Below are 13,096 nucleotides of genomic sequence, written 5' to 3'. Positions count from 1 at the left end.
CCTCGTCGCCGCCCACCTGATCGGCCGGCAGGAGCTGGCCGGCGGCTGGGTCTGACCGTCGCCGATCCGGTCTGCTTCACCCTCGTCCGGCGAGCGGGCGAGGGCCTGCTCACGGGCCGGCGACCTCGCGGCCCGCGCCCATGTCACCACCGGCGCGGTGACCGGCGTCCTCAACCGCCTCGAACGCGCCGGGTACGTCACCCGCCGTCCCGACCCCACGGACCGCCGCCGGGTGCGCGTGGCCGCCGTACCCGGGGCGGTCGACCGCGTCCAGGCGATGTACGCGGGCCACCACCGGCGCCTCGCGGCCCTGCTCACCGACCACACGCCGGACCAACTGGCCGTCATCACCGACTGGTTCACACGCTCGACGGCCCTCGCCCACGAGTACCTGGAGAAGCTCGACCCCGACGGTGCCACGAGGGAGTGCTGACCCCGGCCCTCTCGGGGCCGGAAATCCCCGGGCGCTGCCGGCGGGGCGCGGGATAACCTCCCCTGTCATCTCCGCGAGTGTGGGAGGAGCCGGCGTTGCCAGGCCGTTCCGACGCCTGCCCCAGGGGGCTCGTCAGGCTTCTTCTCGCCCTGTCCGCCTCGGAGTTCGGGGACAGGCTGGTGCAGGTGGCGTACGCCCTGATCGCGGTGCGGGCCGGATCGACGACGTTCCTGGCCGCCGTGCTGGCCGCGCAGACCGTCCCGGTCCTGGTGCTGACGCCGCTCGTCGGTTCCCGGGGATGGATCCGGTCGCGGACGGCGTGGCGGGCCGGCCTTACCGGGCAGGTGGTGGCGTTCGCGGCCGCGGCCGTGCTGGCCGACCACCGGGCCGTCGTCCTGGCCGCCGTCCTCGTCGCCGCGTCCTGTGAAGCCCTGACGATGCCGTTCTCCCGGTCGCTCCTGCACGCGCAAAGCGGCGGACGGCAGGCCGAACTGGCCAGGTGGTGGAGCGTGTCGAAGGCGGGGGCCGGTGCCGCGGGCATGGTGCTGGCGGGGGTGGTGGTGGCCGCCTCCGGCGCGGGGTCGGCCTTCGCGCTGAACGCTCTCACGTTCCTGCTGGTGCTGGCCGTGGCCTGGTCGCCGCGGACCCCGGAGGACGGCGGGGCGACGCGTCGTCGCGCCACCGCCGGATTCCGCCGGCTGGTGGCACCCCGGGCGTTCGGCGCGCTCGGGCTGCTCTGCCTGACCGTCATGCTGCTCACCACCAGTCTGGAGGGCGTCTCGGGCCCCTTCATGCTGGCCCGGACACCCGGTTACGACGCGGACGGGCTCGGCGTGGTGATGGCCTGCTGGGCCGTGGCGTCCATGATCGCGGCGGCGGCGACCCCGAAGCGTGTCACCGGCATCCGCGCGCTCCTTCCCGTGTCCAACGTCCTGGTGGCCCTCGCGATCGGCCTGCCGAGCCTCGGCCTCCCCTTCTGGTCCGCCGCCGTCACCTTCACCCTGGGCGGCATCGGCAACGGCGTCTTCAACCTCCTCCTCACCCGCGTCATCTGGTCCGGCGTCCCGTCCGAGGGCCAGCCCGACGCCTGGGCCGCCTTCAACTGGCTCCTGAACGCCGCCCTGTTCCTGAGCTTCTCCGTGGGCCTCTTCCTCCGCCCCCAGCACGCCCCGACCCTGCTGGCGTGCGCCGCGGGCGGCTGCCTCCTCGCCGGCGGCGCCTGTCTGTCGGCGCTCGCACGGGCACCCGAGGCGGCACGGGCGATCTCCTGATCCGGCCTCGTGGCGCGCTCCGCACGACCGGGGACATCCACACCTTCAGTCGCCGCCCGCGCAGCCCGACGCCGCCGGCAGGTCACGGCACAGCTGCTCCTGGTGCGACTGCACCGCCGCCCCGCCGAAGATGACGACGCAGGTCAGAACGGCCATGACGGTCTGCGTGACCACCGTCACGACGGCCCCGGCCCGCGCGGCGATCACGGCCGCCACGACGGCGAGGACCCCGACACCGCCGACGGCGGCCAGGTACTTCCACAACGGATCGGCCGTGACGGCCCCGGCCGGGTCGAGGTCGAACCCGGACAGGCACCAGAGCCCGAGGACGACCACCAGGGCCGACGACTCCAGGAACAGCAGACCGCACCCGGCCCCGATGTCGGCGCCCGGGTCGGCACGGGGGCGGCGCCCCGACCCGGTGGTCGCGTCGAAGGCCGGCGGAGCGGCGGGCAGGTCCATACCGGCACCCTGCCCACGCGGGCAGGGCGGCCGCATGAGTACGGCTACTCATCCCGCCCCCGGCGGCAGGTGCCGGCGTCGTCGGGGTCTCCTCCGCATCCGCAGGCAGCCGGAAGGTACGGTGACGACCGCACCCTCGTCACGTCGGCCGGCACATCCGGGAGCCGAGCGTCTGATGGCAGTCACACGGCGGTCCGTCCGCCTGGTCACGTGCGTGTTCGCCGCCGCTCTGGCAGCGGCCGGTTGCAGCCCCGGCCAGCACGGCAGCGCCTCCGCGACCCGCCCCGCCCGAGGCACCGCGCCGCCGTCGCCCCCGCCGTCGGCCGGTGCGACCCCCGATCCTCGCGGCCCTTCCGTGGACAGGGCCCCGGCCATCGGCGCGGACGGCATGACGCCACTGGTCGGCGACACCGCGGTCAAGGGCGACGTCGTCTATCCGATTCCGGGTGGGATCAAGGCGGGCGAGACCCTGGCGGTCGCCGTCAACTGCCAAGGTGCGGGCCGTCTCACCGTCCGGGTGCAGCCGACCGACGTCTCCTTCCGGCTGCTGTGCGAAAAGGGCGAGGTGCTGCCCGCGCTGAACGAGATCGGCATGCCCGAGAACCGCTCCAGCGGCTCGCTGCGCTTCACTTCGGGGCCCGGCCTGACCTGGTCGTTCGCGGCCGGGTGGGATCCGAATCCACCCGAGCGGCAGTAGGCCGGGGCCGGCGGCTCGCGACTCCCTCGCCGCAACTCCCCTACCGCCGGGCCGTTGTCCGCGCCCGTTGCCGGCTCGCCTGGTGGAGTGCGCCCCCCTCGGTCGGCGCCGCCCGCCTCAGCCCTGGCGCTCAAGGTCCGGTGATTCGGGTGAGGTCCCTTGATCCGGACCATCGAGGCGCGCGGACGGGGCCGGCGATATACGACCCCCGAAACGCGAGAGGCCCCGGATCTCTCCGGGGCCTCTCGTCTCTGTGCACTCGGCAGGATTCGAACCTGCAACCTTCTGATCCGTAGTCAGATGCTCTATCCGTTAAGCTACGAGTGCTTGTTCTTTTGTTCTTGTCTCCGTTTCCGTTCCTTTCGGCCCGTCCCGGCGACAGGAAGAACATTACATGACTGCCGCCGTCATGTGAAATCCGATTGGCACACCCCTTCTGACCTGCGGAAACGCCAAGGAGGGGGGTGGGGGCGGAGCCGGGGGAAGGAACGACGAAGCCCCGGTCATGGGGACCGGGGCTTCGGTTGGGGCGGAGGCGGAGGGATTTGAACCCTCGATGGGCTTTAAGGCCCAAACCGCATTAGCAGTGCGGCGCCATAGACCGGACTAGGCGACGCCTCCAGCACAACCGCTCGCACGAGCGCGCGAGTGGTGCGTGCAGATGATGACACAGCCAAGTGCGGCGTCACCAATCGCCCCCCACGGTACTAGGCAGTCGGGCCGCAGGGCAAAGGGCTTCTCCGGCGGGGTGGCGTTTTCCGGGGGAACGTGGCGCAACGTCCTCGGAAGTCGGGCGTTGAGGAGGGCATGGGTTCTGTTCTCCCGGGCCGCGCCAGTCGCCCCCGCCGCACCGGTCGTGTCGTCTCCGCCGTCGCCGTAGCCGTCGTCGCACCCCTGATCGCCGCCCCCGCCGCCTTCGGGCAGGGGTACGAACGCGGCAGTGATCACCTCACCGTCGTCGTACGGCACGCCGGGGCCGGGCGGGACGGGACGTACGAGCTGTTCTGTCATCCCGGCGGCGGGCGTCACCCGGATGTGGAGGGGGCCTGCCGGAAGCTTGACGCGCAGACACAGTGGGGACGGGACCTCTTCGCGCCGGTACCGCCCGGGAGTGTCTGCAGCATGATCTCCGGCGGGCCGGCCACCGCGCGGGTCACCGGTACCTGGGCGGGACGGCCGGTCGACGCCTCGTACGACCGCCACGACGGGTGCGAGATCGCGCGCTGGGACCGGATGGTGCCGCTGCTGCCGAAGATCGGGTAGGCCCGGTGCAAAGGTCCGGTCGTCACCGCATCGGCGTCACTTCCTCGTGGGACCTCCCTCTCATCCGACACCCCCGGCGCAACACGTGCGCATAGACTCCCTCGCGTGACACGTCGCGGGCCGGTTGGCAAGATGGCCCGAGCGGTCGGCAAGGTGCGGTAACAGGGAGGAAGCGTCTCGTGAGCAGCAGGCCATCCCGAGGCGCTGCTCGCCTCGCAGCCATACTCGACGCTCTGCCGGACGCGTTGGTCCTGGTCAACGCCAACGGAACCGTCGTCAACGCCAACACCATCGCGCTGGAGGCCTTCGAGGCCCCCGGCACCGCGCTCGTCGGGCGCGGGCTGCTCGATCTGCTGCCCGAGTTCGACTCGCGGCTCATCCCCGGCTCCATGCGGCGCCCCGGCCGGCGGGACCCGCAGGGCCGGACCAAGCCCGCGCGGATGGTCGCCCGGCGCACCGACGGGGCCGAGTTCCCGGTCGAGGTCACCAGCGCGAACCTGGAGAACGGGCAGCAGGCGTACGACGGTCACGGCTACACGGGCGACGAGCTGCTGATGATCGTCGTCCGGGATCTGTCCGGGACCGTCGACACCGAGGCCGAGCTGGCCCGCTCACAGCGGCAGACCGAGATGATCCTGCGGGCCGCGTCCGAGGGCGTCGTCGGCACCGACACCGACGGGCGGATCGTGCTCGTCAACCCGGCCGCCGCGCAGATCCTCGGCTACCGCGCGGGCGAGCTGGGCGGCAAGGAGCTGCACAACCTCGTCCTGCACTCGCGCTCCGACGGCTCCCCCTTCCCGTACGCCGAGTCGCCGCTCGCCGACACCCTGCGCTCCGGGCGCAAGCACCGGGTGCGCGGGCAGGTGCTGTGGGCCAAGGGCGACCATCCGGTGCCGGTCGACCTGACCACGGCGCCGGTGCGCGACGGGGACCAGCTCGTCGGCGCCGTGATGACCTTCACCGACCGGCGGCCCTTCGACTCCCTGGTGGACGAGAAGACCACGCTGGAGCAGGCGCACGCCGAGCGCCTGGAGAAGCTCGCCGAGGAGCACGCCTCCGACCTCACCGCGCTGCGCCAGCAGCACGCCACCGAGGTCGAGGAGCTGCACGAGAAGTACGACACCGAGCTGGCCGAGCTGCGCGAGAAGCACGCGGAGGAGCTGGCGGCGGGCGAGGAGCGGTACGCCGCGCTCGGCGAGCGGGAGAAGGACCGGTACGAGGCGCTGGCCGGGCGGCACGAACAGCTGCTCACCCTGCTCGGGCGCTCGCTGCGCGGCCCCCTGGACGAACTGCGGCGCGAACTGGGCGCCCTGGCCTCCGACGACGCCGGGCAGCTGTGGCCCGAGGCCAACCAGGTGCTGCACCACCTCTCCGCCGGGTACTCCCGGATCACCACCCTCATCGACAACGTCCTCGCCTACCAGCGGATCGACACGGGCGGCGAGCACATCACCCGTACGAAGGTGATGCTGGACGCCGTCGTCGCCGCGGGCATGGACGGCGCGGTGGAACTGATCGGGCCCGGACGGGTGCAGTTCGCCGTGCACGCGCCGCCCATCGAGGCCGAGGTCGACCCGCAGCGGCTCGCCACCGCGCTCGCGCATCTGGTGGCGGACGTCGCCGGCGTCGACGCGACCGGCAACGCGCCCGTCTCCACGGGCGGTTACCTCGACAACACCGTGGTCGTCGCGGCGGCGCAGCGCGGTTCGGTCGCGCGCATCGAGGTGCGCGGGCCGTACGCCGGCGGGGACCCGGTGCACGAGCCGATCGTGCGCGGGATCGTGCGCGCCCACGGCGGGGTGCTCCAGACGCACGACGTGCCGGGCATGAGCGGCAGCGCGTACGTCCTGGAAGTACCGCTCGGGGGCGGCGCGGGGGCCGTCGCGGCGTCGGCCGAAGTGCCGCTCGGGGGCGGCGCGGGGGCCGTCGCGGCGTCGTCGGCGCCGGTGGAGCCCGCCGTGCCCGCCGAGGCGGAGGAGACGTCCGGTGGCGGCCGGCGGCGGGCCCGGCGCGGGTCCACGGACGCCTTCCTCGACAGCGATGTGACCGGTTCGGGTACGCCGGCCGGTGGCGCGCACGCGCCCACCGGGCGCCGGCGCAGGCACGCGACCGCACCCGCCGACGAGGTGGCCGCGGTTCCGGCCGAGGCCACGCAGGGCGGGTCCGGTGGGACCGGGCGGCGCCGCGGGCGGCCCGCCGAGATCGATCCCGCCCGCCCCGGCACCGGCGGGGTGGCCGAGGGTGCCGTGGTGACCGCGGCCGAGCACGCCGCGGGCGCCGCCGCCGCCGGTACGGGGCTCGGGGGTGCCGTGCCGCCGCAGGGCGTCCCCGCGGCGCCGCAGGGCGTGCCCGTGGCACCGCAGGCCGCGCTGCCCGCCGCCCTTCCGGCGGCCGGGGGCGAGGACGCGCCGGGTGCCGAGGACGCCGAGGACCCGGGTCGGCCCACCGGGCGCCGCCGCCGTGCGCTGGCCGCCGCCGCCGAGCGGGCCGCCGCGCAGGAGTCGGGGGCGCGTACGGTCTTCGCGCTGCCGCCCGCCGCGGCCGACCGCGCCCCGCAGGCGGAGGCCCCGGCGCCGCGGGCCGGGACCGAGCCGGTGCCGCCGGTCGCCGAACGCGTACCGGGCGAGGAGGGGCGGCACGACGCCGTACCGCCGAGCCAGGCCGAGGACCACACTCCGCCGCAGCCGCATCCCACGACCGCGCCGACCGGCCGGCGCCGCCGCGCCGTGGCACCTCCCGCGCAGGCCGAGGCCGCCGGTACGACCCCGGGGGCCCCGGTGCCCGGCGCGGGCACCCCGGGCATCCCCGCGCAGGCACAGGCGACCAACGGCCAGGGCATCGCGGCGCAGACGCGGGGGACGAACGGTCGCGGCATCCCCGCGCAGGCACAGGCGACCAACGGCCAGGGCATCGCCCTCCAGGCCGGGCCCGCGGTCGCGGTGCAGGCGTCCGCTCCGGTGGCCACCGGCACTCCGCCGGCCGCCGCGACGCCCGTCCCTCCCGTCGCCCCGAACGCGCCCCAGGCCGTACCGCCGCTTCCGGGCCGCCCCGACGTCGCGCAGCCCGTCGCTCCGGCCCCGCGGCCGCCCGCGGTCGGGCCCGGCACCCCCGCCCACGGCACTCCGGTCCACGCCACCCCGGCCGCCGGGACCCCCGCCGCGCAGCCGCAGCCGCAACCGCTGCCGCTGCCCGCCGAGACCGGCGCCGGTGCCGCGCGGAGCGGCGCGACGGCCCAGGGGCCCGCGACCGTCCCGCCGTCCCCCGTCGCGTCGGCGCCCCAGCCGACGGCCACCCCGGCGCCCGGCACCCCCGTACCGCAGTCGACCCCGGCCGCCGGGACCCCCGTACCGCCGCGGGCCACCACCCCGGCCGCCGGGACCCCCGTGCCCCAGCCGACGCCCGCGGGCGGCACCCCGCTGCCCGCCGAGCGGCGTGCCGCGCAGCCGCTGCCGCTGCCCGCGGAGGCCGGGAGCGCGTACGACCCCGACTCCACCGAGGGCCGGGCCATCAGCGTCCGTACGCTCGGACAGGGGGTGCCGTTCGCGCGGCAGGTCACGCAGGCCACGCCGCCCCCGCACACGCCCGGTGGTTCCGGGCGGCGGCGGAAGCTGGGGACGCCGCCCGACCCGGCCGCGCGCCAGGACCCGTCGTCCCAGGCGGTGCCCGCGCAGGGGGCGTTGCCCGGAGCGTCGCGGCTCGCGCCGGGGACCGAGGGCGGCGGACGGTCGTACGCCATCGGCGCGCCGGACGCGAACGCGGCCGAGGGGCCCGAGCCGCTGGACGGTCCCGGCGGGGCCGTCGAGGTGGCGGACACCCCGCGGCCGCAGCCGATGGACGACGAGCTGCCGCCGGAGCCGCTGGACAATCCGCGCCGGCTGCTGGTGTGGCCCGCGCCGGACGTGACCACGCAGGCGGCGCTGAGCGAGCGCGGTTACCGGCCGGTGATCGTGCACTCGCGCGAGGAGGTCGACGCGCAGATCGCGGCCTTCCCCGCCGCCCTGTTCGTGGACCCGCTGACCGGGCCGATCACCCGTACCGCCCTGCAGTCGCTGCGCCAGGCCGCCGTGGCCGCCGAGGTGCCGGTGCTGGTCACGGCCGGGCTCGGGCAGGCGACGCGCGAGGCGGCGTACGGCGCCGACCCCGCGGTGCTGCTGAAGGCGCTCGCGCCGCGCGACAGCGAGCAGCATCCGTCGCGGGTGCTGCTGATCGAGGAGCACGAGGAGATCGCGGTGGCGCTGACCGCCACGCTGGAGCGGCGCGGGATGCAGGTGGCGCGGGCCGCGAGCGACAGCGACGCGGTGGCGCTGGCGGGCCGGTTCCGGCCCAACCTCGTGGTGATGGACCTGATGCAGGTGCACCGCCGACGGGCCGGGATCGTGGACTGGCTGCGCGCGAACGGGCAGCTCAACCGCACCCCGCTGGTCGTCTACACGGCCGCCGTGGACCATGCCGACCTGCCGCGGCTGGCCTCGGGCGAGACGGTGCTCTTCCTCGCGGAGCGGTCCACCAGCACCGAGGTGCAGTCCCGGATCGTGGATCTGCTGGCGCGGATCGGCACCAACTAGCACGCGAACGGAAAGGGGGGGCCGGGCAGTCGCCCGGCCCCCCCTTCTTCACAGCCGGGTGACGTCCAGGTCCCCGTCCGCGTACTGCCTGCGCAGCACCTTCTTGTCGAACTTGCCCACGCTCGTCTTCGGCACCGACTCCACGATCGTCCAGCGCTCGGGCAGCTGCCAGCGGGCGATGTGGGCCTCCTCGGCGAGGAAGGCGCGCAGGGTCTCGAAGTCGGCGTTCGCGCCCTCCCGGAGGACGACGGTGGCCAGCGGGCGCTCGCCCCACTTCTCGTCCGGTACGGCGACCACCGCGGCCTCGGCGACGGCCGGGTGGGACATCAGCGCGTTCTCCAGCTCGACGGAGGAGATCCACTCGCCGCCGGACTTGATGACGTCCTTGGCACGGTCGGTGAGGGTGAGGAAGCCGTCGGGGGAGATGACGCCGACGTCGCCGGTCTTCAGCCAGCCGTCCGCGCTGAACTTGTCGGCGGGGCGCAGCGGTTCGGCGTCGGGGCCGTTGTAGTAGGCGCCCGCGATCCAGACGCCGCGCACCTCCAGTTCGCCGGCCGACTCGCCGTCCCAGGGCAGGCGTTCGCCGTCGGGGCCGGTGAGGCGGGCCTCGACGGAGGCCGGGAAGCGGCCCTGGGTGAGGCGGTAGCCGAACTCCTCGTCGGTGCCGAGGGCGGAGGCCGGCGGGCGGGCCACGGTGCCGAGCGGGGAGGTCTCCGTCATGCCCCAGGCGTGCACGACCGGCATGCCCAGCTCGTCGAAGGCCCGCATCAGGCCGGGCGGGCAGGCCGAGCCGCCGATGGTGACATGGGTGAGGGAGGCGACGTCACGAGGACGGGCCAGCAGTTCCTTGAGCAGACCCTGCCAGATGGTGGGCACGGCCGCCGCGTGGGTCGGCCGCTCCTGCTCGATCATCTCGGCGAGCGGCGCGGGCTGCAGGAAGCGGTCCGGCATCAGCAGGTTGACGCCGGTCATGAAGACGGCGTGCGGCAGGCCCCAGGCGTTGACGTGGAACTGGGGGACGACGACGAGCGAGGTGTCCCGGTCGGTCAGGCCCATCGACTGGGTCATCTGCACCTGCATGGAGTGCAGGTAGATAGAACGGTGGCTGTACACCACGCCCTTGGGGTCGCCGGTGGTGCCGGAGGTGTAGCACATGGCGGCGGCCTGGCGTTCGTCCAGCTCGGGCCAGTCGTAGCTGGTCGGCCGGTCCGCGATCAGGTCCTCGTACTCGTGCACCTGCGCGGTGGCGCCGGCCAGCGGGGCGCGGTCGCCGGGGCCGGTGACGACGATGTGCTCGACGGTGCTCAGCTGCGGCAGCAGTGGGGCGAGCATCGGGATCAGGGAGCCGTTGACGATGATCACGCGGTCGGCGGCGTGGTTGACGACCCACGCCAGCTGCTCGGCGGGCAGCCTCAGGTTGAGGGTGTGCAGTACCGCGCCCATCGAGGGCACCGCGAAGTACGCCTCGACGTGTTCGGCGTTGTTCCACATCAGGGTGGCCACGCGCTGGTCGCCGGTGACCCCGAGGGCGTCGCGCAGGGCGTGGGCCAGCTGGGCCGAGCGGCTGCCGACCTCGGCGTAGGAGCGCCGCTGCGGCTCGGGCTCGCCGGTCCAGGTGATCACCTGCGAGGCCCCGTGGACCGTCGACCCATGGGTCAGGATCCTGGAGATCAGCAGCGGTACGTCCTGCATGGTGCTCAGCACGGAGTCCTCCCGGCGACGGTGCCTACGCGGTAGTAGGGGGGTGCGCTGATTCTGCGCACATACCGCGTGGTATGTCACTAGGTGGAATGTCACTGGCGTGCGGAAGATATCGGGCGAAACCACCGCCTATCGCACCAGTACCAGCTCCGGATCCTCCCGAAGCTTGCCGAGCGCCCGGGAGACCGCCGACTTCACCGTGCCCACCGAGACCCCCAGCACCTCCGCGGTCTGGGCCTCGCTGAGGTCCTCGTAGTACCTGAGGACGACCATCGCCCGCTGCCGCGCGGGCAGCTTCATGATCGCCCGCCACATCGCGTCGTGCAGCGCCTGCCGCTCGGCCGGGTCGTCGTCGGGCAGCGGCTCCGGCTCGGGCAGCTCGTCGCAGGCGAACTCGTCCACCCGGCGCTTGCGCCACTGGGAGGTCCGCGTGTTCAGCAGCGCGCGGCGCACATAGCCGTCGAGCGCCCGCTGGTTCTCGATCCGCTCCCAGGCGGCGTAGGTCTTGGCCAGCGCGGTCTGCAGCAGGTCCTCGGCGTCGCTGGGGTTCGCGGTCAGCGAGCGCGCGGTGCGCAGCAGGAGGGGCCGGCGAGCGCGCACGTACGACGTGAACGAGGGGTACGGAGGGGCCGCTGCCGAGGCGCTGGTGCAGACGGGTGTGGTCATGGCTCCACGCTATGAGCGGGCTCCGCACCCCCGGATCGGCCGGAGGTGCCGAAGCGGGGTCCCCCTCAGGTTGTAGGGGTGGGGACGGCTCCACCTCCTGAAGGTGGAGCAGGGGTACACCCGTCTGCGGGTCCGACCCCGAGAACCTCACCGGTCCGCCGTCAGGACCAGGCCGGATGTCGGCACCCCGGTGCCGGCGGTCACCAGGGTCCGGGCCGCCCCGGGGACCTGGTTCACGGCGGTGCCGCGCAGCCGGCGGACCGCCTCGGCGATCCCGTTCATGCCGTGCAGGTACGCCTCCCCGAGCCGGCCCCCGTGGGTGTTCAGGGGCAAGCGCAGGGTGCCGCAGCCGGTGCAGCGCTGGACGAGCAGCCGGTGCTCGGCGACGCCCCGCCAGAAGCCGGCGTTGTCGCGGTTGACGACGGGGCGGGGGCGCTTGGCCCTCGGCGGCCTGCGGGCGGGGGCGTACTTGAGGATGCGGAAGCGGTGGGTGCCCGCGAGGTCGCCGTCCCCGCGGACGTCGGTGCGGGTGGTGACGAAGTAGCCGGTGCCCAGCCTGGTGGTCTTCCGCCCGGACACCGATTCGATCACCGTGTCGAAGGTGATCGTGTCGCCCGGCCGCAGGGGGCGCAGGTACCCCTGCTCGCAGTCGGTGGCGACGACTCGTACGCCTTGAGCCGCGCCTGCGTGTCATCCGTGCGCATCTCCATCTCCGGCCTCCCCGCGCAATTCTGACCGCTCGTCAGTTATGGCGGTGCTGTCAAGGAGGAGGTCCGCCCGGCGCCCGGGGAAAGCCCCGCCGGACACACGTCGGCGCGGCGGCACCGAAGCACCGCCGCGCCGACGTCCCGCGTCCCGCGTTCCGCGTCCCCAGAGCAGGCCCCTCCGGCGATCAGCGCCCCCGGAGCAGACCCCTTCGGGCCGTCCACCGGGGCGCATCGGGGGGCGGCGCGCGCGCCCGCCATGGCGATCGTCACGGGGGAAGAGCTGCCCGGCGATCTCCGGCGAACCCCTCCACGAGCCGCCCTTCGCACGCGAGCGTGGTCACCGGCGAATGAACCCCTTTCCTTTTTCGAACGCACGTACGAACATAGAGGTATGGCCACCATCGACCGGCAGGCCACGACGCTGGCTCTCGCCCATGCCCTGTCCGCCGCCGAACGCGGCCTGGCCGTCCTCCCCCTGTCCCGCGCCAAGCTCCCGGCCCTGCGTTCCCCCCATCACGGCGACCCCGGCCCCGCCTGCCACGGCGAGTGCGGCCGCCTCGGCCACGGGGTGTACGACGCCTCGGCCGATCCGGCGCGCATCCGCGAGATGTTCGCCGCCGCGCCCTGGGCCACCGGCTACGGCATCGCGTGCGGGCTGCCGCCGTACCACCTGATCGGCGTCGACCTGGACACCAAGTCCGGTACGGACGCCCCGGCCGCCCTGCGCGAGCTGGGCCTGCGCCATCTGTTCACGATCCCGGAGACGGTCGTCGTGCTCACCCCGAGCGGCGGCCGCCACCTGTGGCTGACCGGGCCCCCGGACGTCGCCGTGCCGAACTCCGCGAGCCGGCTCGCCCCCGGCATCGACATCCGCGGCGCCGGCGGCTACCTCGTGGGCCCCGGCTCCCGCACCGACCACGGCGTCTACGGCACCCTGCCGGGCACCGCCCGCCGGCCGCCGGCCGCCTGCCCGCCGGCCCTGCTGCGCCTGCTGCTGCCACCGACGGGCACCTCCCGCGATCCCGCGGCCGGACACGGCGACCACGGCCGCGGCCTCGTCCACTTCGTCCTGACCGCGCACGAGGGCCAGCGCAACACCCGCCTCTTCTGGGCCGCCTGCCGCGCCTACGAGAACGGCCTCGGCCCCACCCTCGCCACCCCCCTCGCCGAAGCCGCCCGCCACACCGGCCTCCCCGAACACGAGGCCCGCGCGACGATCGCCTCGGCGGCCCGGATGACGGGACACCGTCCGTAGGACGCACCAGGGGCGCCCCCTCGATCGGGGGCGCCCCTGGTGACGCACGACCTGTGCGGAGGCGGTGGGATTTGAC

The 13,096-nt window shown here is 74.6% G+C and carries 9 protein-coding genes, 3 tRNA genes and 1 pseudogene (1 of these 13 running past the window's edge); 6 read left to right on the top strand and 7 right to left on the bottom strand.

Features of this window, described 5'->3' with window-relative positions:
• The first annotated feature begins 64 nt into the window (after nt 1-64).
• Nucleotides 65-433 (top strand): MarR family transcriptional regulator, encoded by a 369-nt coding sequence (locus tag ACWDD7_RS02115; protein ID WP_450455844.1) that lies wholly within the window; start codon nt 65-67, stop codon nt 431-433.
• A 95-nt stretch (nt 434-528) separates the two neighbouring features.
• The gene (locus ACWDD7_RS02110; protein WP_450455743.1) at nt 529-1,704 is read left to right on the top strand and encodes a hypothetical protein; all 1,176 of its coding nucleotides are present in this window, start codon (nt 529-531) and stop codon (nt 1,702-1,704) included.
• 45 nt (nt 1,705-1,749) lie between these two features.
• Here ACWDD7_RS02110 and ACWDD7_RS02105 read toward each other — a convergent pair whose 3' ends face one another.
• Nucleotides 1,750-2,166 carry a DUF6234 family protein gene (locus ACWDD7_RS02105; protein ID WP_450455742.1) on the bottom strand — a complete coding sequence of 139 codons (417 nt, stop codon included), beginning with the start codon at nt 2,164-2,166 and terminating at the stop codon, nt 1,750-1,752.
• A 175-nt stretch (nt 2,167-2,341) separates the two neighbouring features.
• Between ACWDD7_RS02105 and ACWDD7_RS02100 the strand changes: the two genes are divergently transcribed.
• Nucleotides 2,342-2,863, top strand: coding sequence for a hypothetical protein (locus ACWDD7_RS02100; RefSeq protein WP_450455740.1), 522 nt, complete (start codon nt 2,342-2,344; stop codon nt 2,861-2,863).
• 254 nt (nt 2,864-3,117) lie between these two features.
• Here ACWDD7_RS02100 and ACWDD7_RS02095 read toward each other — a convergent pair.
• Together ACWDD7_RS02095 and ACWDD7_RS02090 are read right to left on the bottom strand one after the other, a co-directional pair.
• A tRNA-Arg gene (locus ACWDD7_RS02095) sits at nt 3,118-3,190 on the bottom strand.
• A 203-nt stretch (nt 3,191-3,393) separates the two neighbouring features.
• Nucleotides 3,394-3,484: transfer RNA gene (locus tag ACWDD7_RS02090), tRNA-Ser, on the bottom strand.
• Nucleotides 3,485-3,670: 186 nt separating this feature from the next.
• Between ACWDD7_RS02090 and ACWDD7_RS02085 the strand changes: the two genes are divergently transcribed.
• On the top strand, nt 3,671-4,126 hold the full coding sequence (locus ACWDD7_RS02085; RefSeq protein ID WP_450455738.1) for an SSI family serine proteinase inhibitor: 456 nt from the start codon (nt 3,671-3,673) through the stop codon (nt 4,124-4,126).
• A gap of 179 nt (nt 4,127-4,305) precedes the next feature.
• Nucleotides 4,306-8,691 (top strand): PAS domain-containing protein, encoded by a 4,386-nt coding sequence (locus tag ACWDD7_RS02080; protein WP_450455736.1) that lies wholly within the window; start codon nt 4,306-4,308, stop codon nt 8,689-8,691.
• Nucleotides 8,692-8,739: 48 nt separating this feature from the next.
• Here ACWDD7_RS02080 and ACWDD7_RS02075 read toward each other — a convergent pair whose 3' ends face one another.
• The 3 genes and pseudogenes from ACWDD7_RS02075 to ACWDD7_RS02065 all read right to left on the bottom strand — a co-directional run.
• Nucleotides 8,740-10,395 carry a long-chain fatty acid--CoA ligase gene (locus ACWDD7_RS02075; RefSeq protein ID WP_351875768.1) on the bottom strand — a complete coding sequence of 552 codons (1,656 nt, stop codon included), beginning with the start codon at nt 10,393-10,395 and terminating at the stop codon, nt 8,740-8,742.
• A gap of 126 nt (nt 10,396-10,521) precedes the next feature.
• Nucleotides 10,522-11,058, bottom strand: a complete 537-nt coding sequence (locus ACWDD7_RS02070) for a SigE family RNA polymerase sigma factor (RefSeq protein ID WP_450455734.1) — start codon at nt 11,056-11,058, stop codon at nt 10,522-10,524.
• 147 nt (nt 11,059-11,205) lie between these two features.
• Nucleotides 11,206-11,721 (bottom strand): annotated as a pseudogene (locus tag ACWDD7_RS02065) (thiolase C-terminal domain-containing protein); the annotation flags it as partial.
• A 435-nt stretch (nt 11,722-12,156) separates the two neighbouring features.
• On the opposite strand from ACWDD7_RS02065, the gene ACWDD7_RS02060 reads away from it, so the two are divergent.
• Nucleotides 12,157-13,020 (top strand): bifunctional DNA primase/polymerase, encoded by an 864-nt coding sequence (locus tag ACWDD7_RS02060; RefSeq protein ID WP_450455732.1) that lies wholly within the window; start codon nt 12,157-12,159, stop codon nt 13,018-13,020.
• A gap of 56 nt (nt 13,021-13,076) precedes the next feature.
• Here ACWDD7_RS02060 and ACWDD7_RS02055 read toward each other — a convergent pair.
• Nucleotides 13,077-13,096: transfer RNA gene (locus ACWDD7_RS02055), tRNA-Ser, on the bottom strand (it continues 167 nt past the right edge of the window).

Source organism: Streptomyces sp. NPDC001056, assembly GCF_053598955.1.
Note: the sequence above shows the minus strand (reverse complement) of the source record. Positions and strands in the feature narration are given on the sequence as shown.

Excerpts from the sequence above, each read along its gene's own strand:
- ACWDD7_RS02105 (WP_450455742.1), bottom strand. The coding sequence starts at position 2,166 with ATGGACCTGCCCGCCGCTCCGCCGGCCTTCGACGCGACCACCGGGTCG.
- ACWDD7_RS02085 (WP_450455738.1), top strand. The coding sequence starts at position 3,671 with ATGGGTTCTGTTCTCCCGGGCCGCGCCAGTCGCCCCCGCCGCACCGGT.
- ACWDD7_RS02070 (WP_450455734.1), bottom strand. The coding sequence starts at position 11,058 with ATGACCACACCCGTCTGCACCAGCGCCTCGGCAGCGGCCCCTCCGTAC.
- ACWDD7_RS02100 (WP_450455740.1), top strand. The coding sequence starts at position 2,342 with ATGGCAGTCACACGGCGGTCCGTCCGCCTGGTCACGTGCGTGTTCGCC.
- ACWDD7_RS02060 (WP_450455732.1), top strand. The coding sequence starts at position 12,157 with ATGGCCACCATCGACCGGCAGGCCACGACGCTGGCTCTCGCCCATGCC.